The organism is Pseudomonas sp. FW300-N2A2 (assembly GCF_017351735.1).
Classification (GTDB): domain Bacteria; phylum Pseudomonadota; class Gammaproteobacteria; order Pseudomonadales; family Pseudomonadaceae; genus Aquipseudomonas; species Aquipseudomonas migulae.
On record NZ_JACNDU010000023.1, the window covers coordinates 12,344 to 26,303 of the forward strand.

Consider the following 13,960-nt stretch of genomic DNA (forward strand, 5'->3'; position numbering starts at 1 on the left):
CGCCATGAGCGCTCAGCTGAATCACACCATCGTCTGGTGCCGAAACAAACAGATATCCGCGTCGTTTCTGGTCGAAATTCTCGGCTTGCCCACCCCCGAACCCTTCGGGCCGATGTTGATCGTGAAACTCGAAAACGGCGTGTCGCTGGACTACTACGACAATGACCCGCCGATTGCCTCTCAGCATTATGCGTTTCTGGTCAGCGACGACGATTTCGATGCGGCGTTCGCTCGCCTGCAAGCCAGGCAGCAAGCGTGGTGGGCTGATCCCTGCAAACAGCAACCGCAACAGATCAACGATTATGGGGGTGGCAGGCGCGTGTATTTCGATGACCCGGACGGGCATCTGCTGGAGATTTTCACCCGGGAATGAATGCGGCCATCGGCAGACATCAGCAACACAAACAATGCCGCCGGGCATCTTAAGGATCTTCTTGCACCACAAAGGACGTTAGCCGCCTTATCAGCGGTGTCGCAAGCAACACGAATGGCACAATGGTCATCCAGGCAACCAGCCAGGCTTTTAACCCATACGACAGTAACTGACTAGCCGAAAGGCTTGAAGGACTGGCTATGGCCGTAGCAATAGCGCAGGTGATTGCGGACTGGATCACCGCAGAAATTCGCTGGCGAAATCGCCGATGGAGCTTGGGCATTTCCGGTACTCCCAGACGGCTGCGTCGCAAGTTGCGAGCAGCCGGCTTGCATGGACCTTACTTGGCTTGGAGCAATTCAACAGTCTGCGCAGTCGTCAACAGAGCGTTGGCGATGTAACGGAAGTTGATCAGCGCGGCCAGGTAACCGTCCCCTTCCGGGGTGGTCGGGCCGGCGGTAGCGTCACGCACCACGGCCACCTCGAAACCTTGCTCCAGCAATTCACGCAGGTGCGACTCGACGCAAAGGTTGGCCGCCATACCCGCCAGAATAATTTGCGATACACCGTGCTTGCGCAGTTGCAGCGCCAAGTCATTGGTTTCCGGGCCGTAGACCTTGTGTGGCGAAGCGATGATGGTTTTACCGTCGAGAATGTACGGTTTGAACTCGGGCATGAAGTCCGCACCGGAGTTCTCGAAACCGTCGAGGGTCAGCGGGCCCTTGCGATCGAACATGCAGATGGAGTGCATGACCTTTTCCAGCGGCCCGCCGAATTTCCACTCGTGGTCGCACGGATAGTAGTAGTGCGGGGAGACAGCGACCGTGATGCCCGCACCTTTGGCGGCAGCGAACAACTGACCGAGGTGATTGACCACATCGTGCTCGACGATACTCTTGCCAAACACATCCCAACTCACACCCTCAGGGCTGAGGAAGTCGATTTGGGGGTCGATGACGACCAGCGCAGTGCGGGAAAGGTCAATTTTCATACCTGGATTTGGCAGCGCAGGGCTGGCTGGATCTGCGTAATGTGCGTGGCGTGTTGTGTCGTTGCTCATGCCAATAGACTCCGATCGTGGGTAATAAAGTTGCTCTATGCCATGGCGCCCCTGCGGGCCGTTGCTTACCATCGGCGAGAACTTCATCCTATCCCCACCTTCTGATCCGACTTTGTCAGCACGTACAGAGTCTTTATCTGGTCGTCGCTATCATGGATATCCTGTCCGAATTCTTCGAACGCACGAACCTTCAGGGCAGGCTTTTCTTCTCTGGCCGGGTCGATGGCACTCTTGTCCTCGATAAGCCGCCAGGTATGGCGTTCATCCATGTCATCAGCCAGGGCGGTATCGACATGGTTCAGCCTGGGTTACCAAAGATCTCCATTGCCGAGCCCAGCGTGCTGTTCTGTCCGAGCAGTTGCCGGTATCAACTGCGCTCCAATACGATCGAGGGGGCAGAACTGATTTGCGCCTCATTTCAATTTGGGCGAAACACACAACACCCCTTCCCTCTCGGGCTCAAAGAAACCCTGATCTTCCCATTCAGAGAACTGGAGAATCTCGGCCCGGTTATTGGCGCGTTACTCGCCGAGTTTCGGGATCAGGAGGCTGGAAGGACCAAAGCGCTGAATCTGCTGTTGGAATACATATTTGTCCTGATCGTGCGACGCGCCGTTGCAGACGGACTGATATCCAGTGGATTGCTCTATGCCCTGCAGGATGGGCGCCTCGGCGCGGTATTCAACAGCATCCATTCAGTGCCGGATGAGCTTTGGACCGTCGAGAAACTGGCGAGCCTGGCAAACATGTCCAGGTCGAAATTTTCCGCCTGCTTCACCCAGATAATGGGGCAGTCGCCTATGGGGTACGTCACCGCATGGAGGATGAAGGTGGCTCAGGACATGCTTCGTGATGGTGTTCAGATCAAGGTGATCGCCGAGTCGGTCGGTTACAGCTCGCAGGCGTCTTTTTCGAAAAGCTTTCTGAACGTCATTGGTTGTCCTCCAGCCGAGTGGCTGAAACGCGATGCCAGTGCAGAAGCACCCTTGGTGACCGCACACGTGCAGCCCGCACAAGATTTTCTGGCTTCACAGGCGTAACAGAGCAAGGATCGCCGAACCCAAGCGCAGTCTTTATGACTACTCTGCGCGTCATATTGACTCTTTCCAGCCGTTGTATATATGACAACACACAATCATATCTTGTTGATATATAACAACAAATAAACTGGCACGATTCATGAAATAGTTTTGGAAATGCCTCCAAAGCAGGAAATCATCATGTCTCGTTCCATCCCCCTCAGTTTTACGCTTTGCCTGTTGCTCTCACCTGTGTGCATGGCCGATCAGGTCGTCCGTGAGGTGCCTGATACCACCGCTGGCAAGGGCGCCGGTGCCGTGACCGGATTGATGGTCGGCGCTGTGGGTGGCCCGATTGGAGCGCTGATCGGTGCCGGCGTCGGATTCTTTGCCGGCAGCGCTGTTCAGGAAGCGGCCGGTCTCACGGAAACCGCTTATGAAGTGAAGGACGCCCAGGGCGAAATCAGCACTGTTCGCTCGCCCAATGCCCGCTTCGAACCAGGTCAACAAGTGACGCGCAAAGGCCCGCGCCTGGTGCGTCAGGACAGTTGATCCAGCCATCACCACGAACTTCTTTTTGGGATCCGGCCATGGGTCGGTTCCTCTTTTTTTTCTCGTTTTCGAGGGTGGATGAGCCGCATCTCGTCTGCCCTTTTTTCTTACACCGCGCTTTATCCTTAAAGGCTGCGGAACACCGTAAACAGCCTCTTGATGATAATCATCGCAATGAATATTCATCGATCTAACGATAGGTATCTGCCGCAAAAGTCGCTTCATCCAAGGCAATGCAAAAAAACAGCAACTTCATAGCCGGCTGTCAGACAAATATGGATAAGCATCTAACACACAAGCACTTTTATTTACTTTCCTGACCATTCGGCCAACAAAGACAGCAAAAATTATCCTCGTCGTCACGTTTTAAGCATTTCAATTCAACACTACTTTCTTATAAAATTCCCCGCCTTAATGGCCCCTGGCCAGCAACCTCGGAAAAGCGGCTCTCTCTCCCTTGAAAAGAAAAGCCCGGCGACACCTTGTTGCGACTTTTCCTGACATCATCCGGTACAGCTCCGAACACTGAATTCCTTTCGTACACTCATGAACTGCCAGCCAGGCACTTTCTGCCTGGATGCTCCCTTTACTAACGTTTCCCTATCTGTCCGAGACAGAGGAGGATTATTTGCTTCGCAAGCTTGCACTGCCTTATGGTTTGAGGACGATCCTGACGACTGCGCTGGTATTCCAGTGTGCAACTTTAGTCCTCAGCTTATGGTTAGTGAGCAGCAACCAATCGAGCATTGGAACCCTATCAAGTGTCGCTGTCGATCAAGTCGACGCAGTGGCAGAAACTGTTCAACACTTGATGGAGGCACGCCTCTCCCTGTCGCGAGCCAACACCCGCATCGTACTGTTTAATAAAATTCCGCATGAAATGGTGCAACACGCCCGCGCGGAACTGACACTGGCGAATAAATCGTTTGACCGCTTCCTCACACACACAAAGGTTGATGAAGAAAATCACATCCGAGTCCAGGCTTTAAAAGACGTGTATTCACGTTATGTGGAGGTGCTCAATCAATTGGTCAAGTACACGGGCGCTGGCGACGTCCAATGGGCACTCGCTCAGCCGGTACAGGACATTCAAGAGCAACTCCTTCTGGAACAAAAAAACTTCATAAAATACGGAAACAGCATCAGTCAGACTTCACTTCAGTCCATGGGTGATCGATTTAAAATATACATCGCCGCCGCCGCAATGATACTTCTAATGGTATTAGCAACAACATTCTTCCTGCTGTACATCATAAAGAAAGTTGAGAAGAGTCGACTTCTGAAAATTGCCGTCAATCGAACTGACAGTGCAATTATCGTCACTAATCCGAACAGCATAATTACCTATGTAAATGAGGGTTTTGTGCGCATGCTGGGTTATGAAATATCAGACCTGGTGGGGAAAAAACCGGACGAGGTATTTTATGGCCGCCATACGGATCAGGAAGCAGTCCTTTCTTTCAGAAACAGTATCCAGAAAGGACAAAGCCATACCACTGAATTACTGGTCTACAACAAATCAAAGAATCCATTATGGGTACGCGTGGTCGCCAATCCGGTGCTCGACCCACAGGGTGTTCAGCAGGACGTCGTGGCTATTGTGACTGACATCACCGAGGCCAAGATGAATGACGAGTTGCAGTTCAAGGTCCTCAGTGCCATGGCCCGCGAAGAGCCACTTCCCGACATCATGAAGTTGATTTGTCTGGAGATAGGTCGTATCGCTCCTGAAATCGGCGTTTCAATAAGACAATTTGATGAGCAGGGCTGCCTTCCACTGGTGGCGGAATTCAACCTGCCGGCCGGGTTGATTCAGTCACTGGAAAGCCTTGCCGAAAGGTCCATCCTGAAAAAAATGGACGTGAAAGAAAGCATGATGCTGAACTTCACTGACCCTGCATCGGACCAGGGCGATTGCATCGATCACAAACTCTCGCAATCGTTCGGTTTCACGGCCGGCTGGGTTAACACCATTCGCTCCAACAACGGACGTTGCTTAGGCACATTTACCCTTTACTACCGTGAAAATCACCTCCCTGCGGTCCAACATCACAGGCTGCTTGAAACCAGCCTGAAGCTGTGCGCACTCGCCCTCGAGAGGGACAGCTTTATCAACGATATTGAACGACTGGCCTATTATGACAGCCTGACGATGTTGCCCAATCGGCGACTGTTGATGATGAAAGCAAACTCAATGATTGCCAATGCTCAGCGCTCGCAATCATCAATGGCCGTGTTGTTCATCGACATTAATAAGTTCAAGCAAATCAATGACTCACTTGGGCATGCCGCCGGGGATTTGCTTCTGTCTGAAATAGCCAGGAGGCTTCAGGGTTCTGTGAGGGGCAATGACTTTGTCAGCCGGCTTTCAGGAGATGAATTCGTCATTATTCTGTCCCCCTCCAGCGCTGAACAGGCGATTGCCTTTTCAGAAAGAATAATCAGCAAACTATCGGAACCCATGATGTTGGCCGATGTAAAAATTGCGCCCTCGGCCAGCATTGGTATTGGTATTTATCCAGACCACGGTAACGACATTCACTCATTGCTTTTGCATGCCGATCAGGCGATGTACAAAGCCAAGTCCGCAGGCCGCCAGGCAATTGAAGTGTTCGACCAGGTGATCAACGATTCAACCAATGACGAACTGACACTGAGCCTGGCCCTCGAGAATGCCCTGGAGTCCAATCAGCTGACGCTGCATTACCAGCCCCAGATAGCGCTCGACGACAACCAACTTTTTGGTGTCGAGGCACTTGCCCGCTGGATTCATCCGGAGCTTGGAAACATCCCTCCAAATCGATTCATCCCTTTGGTGCGCGAGGCAGGATTGATGCCCAAGCTCAATCAATGGGTACTCACCGAAGCCTGCCGGCAGATGGCTCAATGGCGCGACTCGGGACTTGCCGTGCCTCGCATGTCGGTAAACATCTTCCCCGTCGCCTTTCGCGACAGAGCCATTATTGATCTCATCCAGTCTCTGCTGACAAAGCATGGGCTCCTACCCTCCTGCTTGACGCTGGAGGTCACGGAAGACTTCATACTGGACGCCACCGACAATGTCATATCGGTCATTACCGAGGTCCGTCAATTAGGCGTCAGCTTATCCATTGACGATTTTGGCACCGGTTACTCCAGCCTGAGCTACCTGCTGCGACTGCCCGTGGACACCATCAAGCTGGACAAGAGTTTTATCGACGATATCGAAAAAAGCGAAAGTGCCCGGACGCTGGCACAGTCGATTGCCGGGATCTGCAAGAGCTTGCAATTGAACATTGTCGCCGAAGGTGTTGAAACCGATGCGCAACTTGAAATCCTTCGAGGCCAGGGATACCAGATAGCGCAAGGTTATTGTTTCTCGCGCCCTTTGGCCCCTCAGGATTTGGCTCAATGGATCCGCGAGAGATTCCTTTCCAGCGATGATAGCGAACGCTACCGAATCTCGGCTCCCAAGAGCCTGCCGTGAGATTTCAAGGGAAGTCGTACAGAACCTAGAACGCCAGTTTGTAGCCGATCAGCACCAGCATCGTCGCCAGGCACGGGCGCAACACCTCATCCGAGATGCGGCCGGTCAGGTGGCTGCCCAGGTAAATCCCCGGCAGCGAACCGACCAGCAAGTAGCCCAGCACATGCCAATCCATGTTGCCCATGCTCGCATGGCCGAGACCGGCGACCAGGGTCAGCGGTACGGCGTGGGCGATTTCCGTGCCGACGAGGCGGCGGGTAGGCAACAGCGGATACAGGATAAACAGCGCCACGGTGCCCAGGGCGCCCGCGCCGATGGAGGTCAGGGCGACCATGGTGCCGAGGATCAGGCCGGTGATCACCGTCAGCCCATTCAAGCGTTTGCCGCTTGGGTTGTAGGTGCCGCCGGCGCGTTTGTGGGCGAAGTCGAGCAGGCGTTTCTTGAAGAAAATCGCCAGTGCCGTGGCAAACAGGACAAAGCCCAGCGCCTGTTTGATGATGGCGTTCATCGCGTCGGGGGACGTTTGCAAACTGCTCAGGAACCACAACGTCAGCGCGACGGCCGGCACACTGCCGAGCGTCAGCCAACCGGTAATGGCCCAGTCAATGTTCTTGTTCTTGCGATGTACCAGCACACCACTGGATTTGGTAATCGCGGCGTACAGCAGGTCCGTACCCACCGCTGTCGCCGGATTGATGCCGAACCAAAGCAGGATCGGCGTCATCAGCGAGCCGCCGCCCACGCCGGTCATGCCGACAATGAACCCCACCACCAAACCTGCCACAACCAAACCGAAGTTAACGAAATCCATTAACACGCCCACAAAAACGCATGAAAAAACTGGCCCGCAGCATAGCGATTTTTCTTATAACTACTTATATCGATGCGGTCTATCGTTATTCCTGTCGTGCATTCCTTGTAGGAGCCGGCTTGCCGGCGATAGCGGAATTTCTGCAACATTGATTTGACTGACACACCGCAATCGCCGGCAAGCCGGCTCCTACAAGTCGGGGTTTACTGGACGGGGAGGAAATTGAGGAACAACAGGCTCTGTGCGTAGTTCAGGCCAATCCGCCGGTAGCGCTCGTCCAGCATCTGGGTCAACAGGTCCAGGCGCGCGACGATCTTGCCGAACTCCACGGCAAAACTCAGGTTGCTGCCCTCCTCCGAGATCTCGTTGGAAAACAGCAAGGGCTCGCCGTTTTTGTTTTGCCGCTGGCTGAGGATCCAGGTGGCTTTCTCGATGTTGCGCGCAGCGTTGCTGACGAAGACCGGGTTGATCGCATCGGTCATGTAAAACTCCAGCCGATTGCCGTGAGCGGTGACCAGCATGCTGCCGATGGCGTAGATGAAAGCGCCGACCCGGTCGCCGAGGAACTCCGGGCTCATGGCGTAATTCAGCGCCGCCAGATCCTTCTTGCCCCCCAGCGTCGGCAGCGGTTGTTGCTGTTCGATGGCCAGGCGCACCTGTTTGCCGGCGGTGCGGGCGTCGAGGAATCCGGACTTCTTCAGCTCCTGCGGGTTGCGCAGGTAGAGCTTGCCCATCAGCAAGTAGAGGCTGTCGAGGTTGTCACGCATCGCCAGGGTGGCCATGCGGTCGACGCTGGTCTGGAGGAATTCCTGGGGCCTGCCTTCACGAAACTGGCTGACGATGTCCCGGCCCTGCTGCTGACTGCAACCGGTCGTGAAGAGCATCGACAGCACGGCGAGCAGCAGGCAATGGCGGCGGATGTGCACAGCGGTGAGGGGTAAAACTCGGGCCATGGGTGCTTGAACTTGGGTATGGGCCGGCGGAGGGGATCGCCGCAGGCTGACCAAGGGTAGAGCCGTGGATTGCGAAAAAGTGCAGAACCTGCAGTCCGCCCTTTCCCAACAAAGTGAAGGGGACAACTCATTAGTCATACTTTTTAATTGCAACGTCGCACGATTCAGCTATAAATCCTTCCCTGTCGAATTAATAATCGACATTTAGTATGACTACTTTTAAAAAACAATAAAAAGGAAGGTAACCCATGCTTCACTCCAGATACCCGCACTACGCCCTTGGGCTGTCCCTGATGATCGCCACCCTCACCGCACAGGCCAATGGTCTGTCCAGCGAACATAAAGCCTTCGGCAAAACCAATGACGGCACAGCCGTCGAACAATACGTGTTGCGTAACAGCCACGGCATGCAGGCCACCGTGATCACCTACGGAGCGACGCTGCAGTCGCTTGCCGTGCCGGACAAAAACGGCAAGCTCGAAGACGTGGTGCTCGGCTTCGACAACGTGCAGGGCTATCAGAGCGGCAAGGCCTACTTCGGCGCGACCATCGGGCGCTTCGGTAATCGCCTGGCCAACGGTGCGTTCGAAATCGATGGCAAGCGCTTTCAGGTGCCGCAAAATGACGGCTCGAATTCACTGCACGGTGGCCCGCAGGGTTTTGACAAACATGTCTGGAAAGCCAAACCGGCGAAGGACAAGGATTCAGTGGGCGTCACGCTGACATACTTGTCGGCGGACGGCGAAATGGGTTTTCCTGGCAACCTGACAACCGAGGTCACCTACAGCCTCAACGAAAACAACGAGCTGCGCATTGAGTACAAGGCCTCCACCGACAAACCGACGGTGCTGAACCTGACCAATCACAGCTACTTCAACCTGGCCGGCGCGGGTAACGGCGACGTGTTGCAACAGGTCGCAACCTTGCACGCCAGTCACTACACGCCGGTCAACGGTAAGTTGATTCCTACCGGCGAGCTGGCTCCGGTGACCGGTACGCCGATGGACTTCACCCAACCCACCGCCATTGGCAAACACATCAAAGCGGATCATCCGCAGCTGAAATTCGCCGAGCCGAAACAGGGTGGCTTCGACTTCAACTGGGTGCTGGATGCCAAGGGGGACCTCGGCAAACTGGCTGCCGATGTCAGCGACCCGCAGTCCGGGCGTCGTTTGCAGCTCTATACCACTGAGCCTGGCGTGCAGTTCTATACCAGCAACTTCCTTGATGGCTCGGTCAAGGGCAAGGCCGGCAAGACTTACGCACACTGGAGCGCGTTCACTCTGGAAACCCAGCATTACCCGGACGCGCCCAATCAGCCGAACTTCCCGTCTACGCGACTGGATCCGGGCAAGACGTATACCCAGAGTACTGTGTTGAAGTTTTCTGCTCGGTAAGACGTTGGGGGGGGCATCGGCGCTTGGGTGAATATCCATTGTTTCGGTGATGGCTGATCGTGGTTTCGCCCTTACGGCGAGTTACTTGGAAGAGCCCCAAGTAACCAAGGGCTCTTGCCCCTGTCGTTCGGTGCCTCGCCTAGGCTCGGCATACCCTCGCTCCGGTCCTGCTCCGTGGGCCCGCCGCCATCGGCCATCCCTGGCCGGGGGCGGCTAACCCGGCATCCATGCCGGGTTGCCCACTGCGCAGAACCTGCGCTCGGCCTCTCGAGGGGGCGCTCGGATCAAAAGCGGAAGGCGAGCTAACGCTCGGCCTGATGAGTGGTGGAAATCAAAAGCGCACGCGATCCCTGTAGGAGCCGGCTTGCCGGCGAAAAACGTCTGGGCGACGCGTTCATTCAGACAGCCCGCGTTATCGTTGACACCTACAGCCCGGGGAACCCATGGGCTATTCTGCTGCCAACCGAAGTATCGACCGAATGACATCAAGGAGCTTTGCATGCGGACTCTCGAACTGGCCGGCATCAACGTACCGGTTATCGGCCAGGGCACCTGGCGCATGGGTGAAGATCGCGCTCGACACCGCGAGGAAGTCGCCGCGTTGCGCCTGGGCATCGAGTTGGGCATGACCTTGATCGACACCGCAGAAATGTACGGTGAAGGGGGCGCCGAGAAAGTCGTCGGCGAAGCCATTGCCGGCCTGCGCGACAAGGTGTTTCTGGTCAGCAAGGTGTATCCGCACAACGCCAGCCGCAAGGGCATCCCCGAGGCCTGCGAACGCAGCCTGCGGCGGTTGAACACCGATTACATTGATTTGTACCTGCTGCACTGGCGCGGCCAGTACCCCCTTGAAGAAACCGTTGAGGCATTCGAACGCCTGCGCGAGGCCGGCAAGATCGGCCGTTGGGGCGTGTCCAATTTCGACGTGGATGACCTGCAAGAACTGGCCTCCCCGGCCTGCGCCACCAATCAAGTGCTCTACAACCTTGAGGAGCGTGGAATAGAATTTGATTTACTGCCGTGGAGCCAACAGCATCGTCAGCCATTGATGGCGTACTGTCCCATCGGCCAGGGCGGGAGCTTGCTCGCTCACCCGACACTCAAGCAGGTGGCCACCCGTCACGCGGCGACACCGGCCCAGGTAGCCTTGGCATGGATTCTGCGGCAGGATGGAGTCATTGCCATCCCCAAGGCGGTCCGACCTGAGCATGTGCAACTGAATGCGCATGCCGCGCAATTGAAGCTTGTAGCCGGGGATCTGGAGGCGCTGGACCACGCGTTTCACGCGCCACAACGCAAACAGCGATTGGCCATGGTCTGAGCCATCGCGGTTCTGTCAGAGGGCTTCTCATGAGAAGCACCGATCAGCTCGACGCCTTTAATCTGCAACGCTTCATCCAGGCGCAGGACCCGGTGTTCGAGCGCGTGCAAAACGAACTCGGCGCAGGCCGCAAGCGCAGTCACTGGATGTGGTTCATCTTTCCGCAATTCATCGGCCTGGGCGGCAGCGAAATGTCGCAACGATATGCCATTCACTCGGGAGAGGAGGCTTCGGCGTACCTCAAGCATGCGCTGCTGGGCCCACGGCTGCGCACCTGCACGCAGTTGGTGCTGGATATTCCGGAACGCTCCATCATCGAAATTTTCGGCCATCCGGACAATCTGAAGTTCCGCTCGTCGATGACCCTGTTCGCGCAGTTCGCCCCGGATGACAGCCTGTTCCAGCAAGCGCTGATGCGGCACTTCCATGGGATTCCGGATGACTGGACGTTATCGCTGCTGGACTCAAAACAGGCCCAACTGCCCCCCAATCAGGGTTGAGAAATCGTCATCCACGAACGGCAGAATCGCATCCGCCACCGGTTGCAGCTGCCGGGTGACGTAATGGTCGTAATCGATCGGCGCGCTACGGATCTCCAGCGGCTCGGGCCCGGCGACGGTGATCACGTAGCTGATCCAGCCGCCGTTCTGATATTGCCGCGGACGGCCCTGCTGATCGTTGTAGTCGTCGGCGATCCGCGCCGCGCGGACATGTGGCGGCACGTTGCGCTCATAGTCATCCAGGGTCCGGCGCAAGCGCTTGCGGTAGATCAGGCGATCATCGAACTCGCCCGCCAGGGTCTTGCGCACGTACTCGCGGACATAGTCCTGATAGGGCTGGCGATGGAAGATCCGTGTGTACAGCTCTTGCTGGAATTGCCGGGCCAGCAGCGACCAGTCGGTGCGCACGGTTTCCAGCCCCTTGTAGACCATCTCGTCAGTGCCGTCGTCACGCGTGACCAGCCCGGCATAACGCTTCTTGCTGCCCTCCTCCGCACCGCGAATGGTCGGCATCAGAAAGCGCTTGTAGTGGGTTTCGAACTGTAACTCCAATGCGCTCTGCAGCCCGTACTCCTCTTGCACATGCACGCGCCACCACTGGTTGACGTGATCCACCAGCGCGTGGCCGATCTGCGCCGCTTCCTGCTGACCGTGGGCGCGGCGCAGCCAGACAAACGTCGAGTCGGTATCGCCATAGATCACTGTGTGCCCCTGGGCTTCGATCAACTGGCGGGTACGCAGCATGATTTCGTGCCCGCGCAACGTGATCGACGAGGCCAGACGCGTATCGAAGAAACGGCAACCGCTGGAACCGAGCACGCCGTAGAAGGCGTTCATGATGATCTTCAGCGCCTGGGACAACGGCGCGTTGTGTTCGCGCTTGGCGGTTTCGCGGCCCTCGGCGACCCGGGCGACAATGGCCGGCAGGCAATGCCGGGTTCTGGAAAAACGCGCCCCGCGAAAACCGGGCACGGACTCGCGGTCCTCGGGATGCTTGAGCCCTTCGATCAGGCCCACCGGGTCGATGAGGAAGGTGCGGATGATCGATGGATAGAGGCTTTTGTAGTCGAGCACCAGCACCGATTCGTACAGGCCCGGCTGCGAGTCCATGACAAATCCGCCGGGGCTGGCCTGTGCAGGTTTGCTGCCGAGGTTGGGCGCAACGAAACCCTGGCGGTGCATCAGCGGCATGTACAGGTGCGTGAAGGCCGCCACCGAACCGCCACTGCGATCCGCCGGCAAACCGGTCACGCTTGCCCGCTCCAGCAGGAAAGTGAGCAATTGGGTCTTGGCGAAAATCCGCGTGACCAGTTCGCAGTCCTTGAGGTTGTAAGTGGCGAGGGCCGGTTTGTCCTCGGCGAACATGCGGTTGATTTCGTCCATGCGCTGGTACGGCGTGCTGATCGCCTTGCCTTCGCCGAGCAGGGTTTGCGCGACGTTTTCCAGGCTGAACGATGGAAAACTCCAGGTCGCCGAACGCAGGGATTCGATGCCGTCGATGATCAATCGCCCGGCGGCCGAGGCGAAGTAATGGTTGCGGCTGCCGTGCTCGCGCCACTGCATTTCCTCGCCGCCGCGCCCCAGTTTCAGCGGCACCGCCAGGCGCCGGGCGTGTTCGTGAAGCACGCGCAAATCGAACTGCACGACGTTCCAGCCAATGATCGCGTCAGGGTCGTGCCGGGCGAACCATTCGTTGAGCTTTTTCAGCAGCAGGGTTCGCGACTCGCAATACTCGAGTTGGAAGTCGACCTTGCTGTCGTCGCCGTTGGGCGGGCCGAGCATGTACACCTGACGCTCGCCGCAGCCTTCCAGCGCGATGGAATACAGATCGCCCTGAGCGGTGGTTTCGATGTCCAGAGACACCAGCCTGAGCGTCGGTCGATAGTCGGGATCGGGTTTCATCTGCGCGTCGAGCAGCAGGCCTTCGGCATCGGGTGTGCCACCGAAGATCACCGGCGCGGTGATGAAGCGCTCCATCATGTAGCGTTCCGGGGGGCGTACGTCGGCCTCGAACATCTCGACGCCAGCCTTGCGCAGCGCGGTTTCCAGGCGCATCAGTTGACCGTGTTGCTGGCAATACAGGCCGAGCACCGGGCGATGCTCGAAATCCAGCAGGGCCAGGGGTTTGAGCTCGACGTTTTTTTCGCCGTGCAGCACCTGTTCAGCTTGTTCGCGCTGCTCGGCGGGGATGAACGCCACCGACGGTTGATGCGGCAGGCGAATACGCTGGGGACCGGTGTCGGTCGCCAGCCAGAACTCGACTTCCGTACCGGCCGGGGTATCGCGCCAATGCCGGGTCAGGACGAAGCCCCGCTGTAAATCCACCACTGCAACCTCACCTCTGATTCAGAGCGCAATTCTACGCGGCATTGCGGGGGATAACAGCGAACGCCTGGATTGTAATGAAGCCTTGTAGGAGCTGGCTTGCCGGCGATAGCGCCCGTTCAAACGATAAATAGGTCGCCTGACCCACCGCTATCGCCGGCAAGCCGGCTCCTACAAGGTCGG

At 56.8% G+C, this 13,960-nt stretch carries 12 protein-coding genes; 7 read left to right on the top strand and 5 right to left on the bottom strand.

The genetic code is table 11. From position 1 onward, the window contains the following. Positions 1-4 precede the first annotated feature (4 nt). Positions 5-373, top strand: a complete 369-nt coding sequence (locus tag J4E42_RS22465) for a VOC family protein (protein WP_207286196.1) — start codon at positions 5-7, stop codon at positions 371-373. A gap of 49 nt (positions 374-422) precedes the next feature. Here J4E42_RS22465 and J4E42_RS29770 read toward each other — a convergent pair whose 3' ends face one another. Together J4E42_RS29770 and J4E42_RS22475 are read right to left on the bottom strand one after the other, a co-directional pair. Continuing rightward, positions 423-656 (bottom strand): DUF2798 domain-containing protein, encoded by a 234-nt coding sequence (locus J4E42_RS29770; protein ID WP_207286197.1) that lies wholly within the window; start codon positions 654-656, stop codon positions 423-425. 57 nt (positions 657-713) lie between these two features. Beyond that, the gene (locus J4E42_RS22475; protein WP_207286198.1) at positions 714-1,433 is read right to left on the bottom strand and encodes a cysteine hydrolase; all 720 of its coding nucleotides are present in this window, start codon (positions 1,431-1,433) and stop codon (positions 714-716) included. 152 nt (positions 1,434-1,585) lie between these two features. Here J4E42_RS22475 and J4E42_RS22480 point away from each other — a divergent pair, with 152 nt between their 5' ends. From J4E42_RS22480 to J4E42_RS22490, 3 genes are all read left to right on the top strand, one after another. After that, positions 1,586-2,473, top strand: a complete 888-nt coding sequence (locus J4E42_RS22480; RefSeq protein WP_207286199.1) for an AraC family transcriptional regulator — start codon at positions 1,586-1,588, stop codon at positions 2,471-2,473. 180 nt (positions 2,474-2,653) lie between these two features. Beyond that, complete coding sequence (locus J4E42_RS22485; RefSeq protein WP_008033645.1) at positions 2,654-3,004, top strand: hypothetical protein; 351 nt, start codon at positions 2,654-2,656, stop codon at positions 3,002-3,004. Positions 3,005-3,632: 628 nt separating this feature from the next. Next, positions 3,633-6,470, top strand: a complete 2,838-nt coding sequence (locus tag J4E42_RS22490; protein WP_259331707.1) for an EAL domain-containing protein — start codon at positions 3,633-3,635, stop codon at positions 6,468-6,470. Between the two features lie 25 nt (positions 6,471-6,495). Here J4E42_RS22490 and J4E42_RS22495 read toward each other — a convergent pair whose 3' ends face one another. Together J4E42_RS22495 and J4E42_RS22500 are read right to left on the bottom strand one after the other, a co-directional pair. Further along, positions 6,496-7,281, bottom strand: coding sequence for a sulfite exporter TauE/SafE family protein (locus J4E42_RS22495; RefSeq protein ID WP_008033636.1), 786 nt, complete (start codon positions 7,279-7,281; stop codon positions 6,496-6,498). A gap of 203 nt (positions 7,282-7,484) precedes the next feature. Continuing rightward, complete coding sequence (locus J4E42_RS22500; RefSeq protein WP_008044104.1) at positions 7,485-8,234, bottom strand: hypothetical protein; 750 nt, start codon at positions 8,232-8,234, stop codon at positions 7,485-7,487. 248 nt (positions 8,235-8,482) lie between these two features. On the opposite strand from J4E42_RS22500, the gene J4E42_RS22505 reads away from it, so the two are divergent. From J4E42_RS22505 to J4E42_RS22515, 3 genes are all read left to right on the top strand, one after another. Continuing rightward, the gene (locus tag J4E42_RS22505; protein ID WP_207286201.1) at positions 8,483-9,631 is read left to right on the top strand and encodes an aldose epimerase family protein; all 1,149 of its coding nucleotides are present in this window, start codon (positions 8,483-8,485) and stop codon (positions 9,629-9,631) included. 499 nt (positions 9,632-10,130) lie between these two features. Beyond that, the gene (locus J4E42_RS22510; RefSeq protein WP_207286202.1) at positions 10,131-10,952 is read left to right on the top strand and encodes an aldo/keto reductase; all 822 of its coding nucleotides are present in this window, start codon (positions 10,131-10,133) and stop codon (positions 10,950-10,952) included. A gap of 29 nt (positions 10,953-10,981) precedes the next feature. Next, the gene (locus J4E42_RS22515; RefSeq protein WP_207286203.1) at positions 10,982-11,452 is read left to right on the top strand and encodes a DUF1810 domain-containing protein; all 471 of its coding nucleotides are present in this window, start codon (positions 10,982-10,984) and stop codon (positions 11,450-11,452) included. On the opposite strand, the gene J4E42_RS22520 is transcribed toward J4E42_RS22515, so the two are convergent. Further along, positions 11,417-13,777, bottom strand: a complete 2,361-nt coding sequence (locus J4E42_RS22520) for a DNA polymerase II (protein ID WP_207286229.1) — start codon at positions 13,775-13,777, stop codon at positions 11,417-11,419. The two genes, J4E42_RS22515 and J4E42_RS22520, sit on opposite strands and share 36 nt — an antisense overlap. Positions 13,778-13,960: the final 183 nt, after the last annotated feature.

Bases quoted from the DNA above. Each gene is read 5' to 3' on its own strand.
- J4E42_RS22465 (WP_207286196.1), top strand. From the start codon at position 5: ATGAGCGCTCAGCTGAATCACACCATCGTCTGGTGCCGAAACAAACAG.
- J4E42_RS29770 (WP_207286197.1), bottom strand. From the start codon at position 656: ATGCCCAAGCTCCATCGGCGATTTCGCCAGCGAATTTCTGCGGTGATC.
- J4E42_RS22475 (WP_207286198.1), bottom strand. From the start codon at position 1,433: ATGAGCAACGACACAACACGCCACGCACATTACGCAGATCCAGCCAGC.
- J4E42_RS22480 (WP_207286199.1), top strand. From the start codon at position 1,586: ATGGATATCCTGTCCGAATTCTTCGAACGCACGAACCTTCAGGGCAGG.
- J4E42_RS22485 (WP_008033645.1), top strand. From the start codon at position 2,654: ATGTCTCGTTCCATCCCCCTCAGTTTTACGCTTTGCCTGTTGCTCTCA.
- J4E42_RS22495 (WP_008033636.1), bottom strand. From the start codon at position 7,281: ATGGATTTCGTTAACTTCGGTTTGGTTGTGGCAGGTTTGGTGGTGGGG.
- J4E42_RS22500 (WP_008044104.1), bottom strand. From the start codon at position 8,234: ATGGCCCGAGTTTTACCCCTCACCGCTGTGCACATCCGCCGCCATTGC.
- J4E42_RS22505 (WP_207286201.1), top strand. From the start codon at position 8,483: ATGCTTCACTCCAGATACCCGCACTACGCCCTTGGGCTGTCCCTGATG.
- J4E42_RS22510 (WP_207286202.1), top strand. From the start codon at position 10,131: ATGCGGACTCTCGAACTGGCCGGCATCAACGTACCGGTTATCGGCCAG.
- J4E42_RS22515 (WP_207286203.1), top strand. From the start codon at position 10,982: ATGAGAAGCACCGATCAGCTCGACGCCTTTAATCTGCAACGCTTCATC.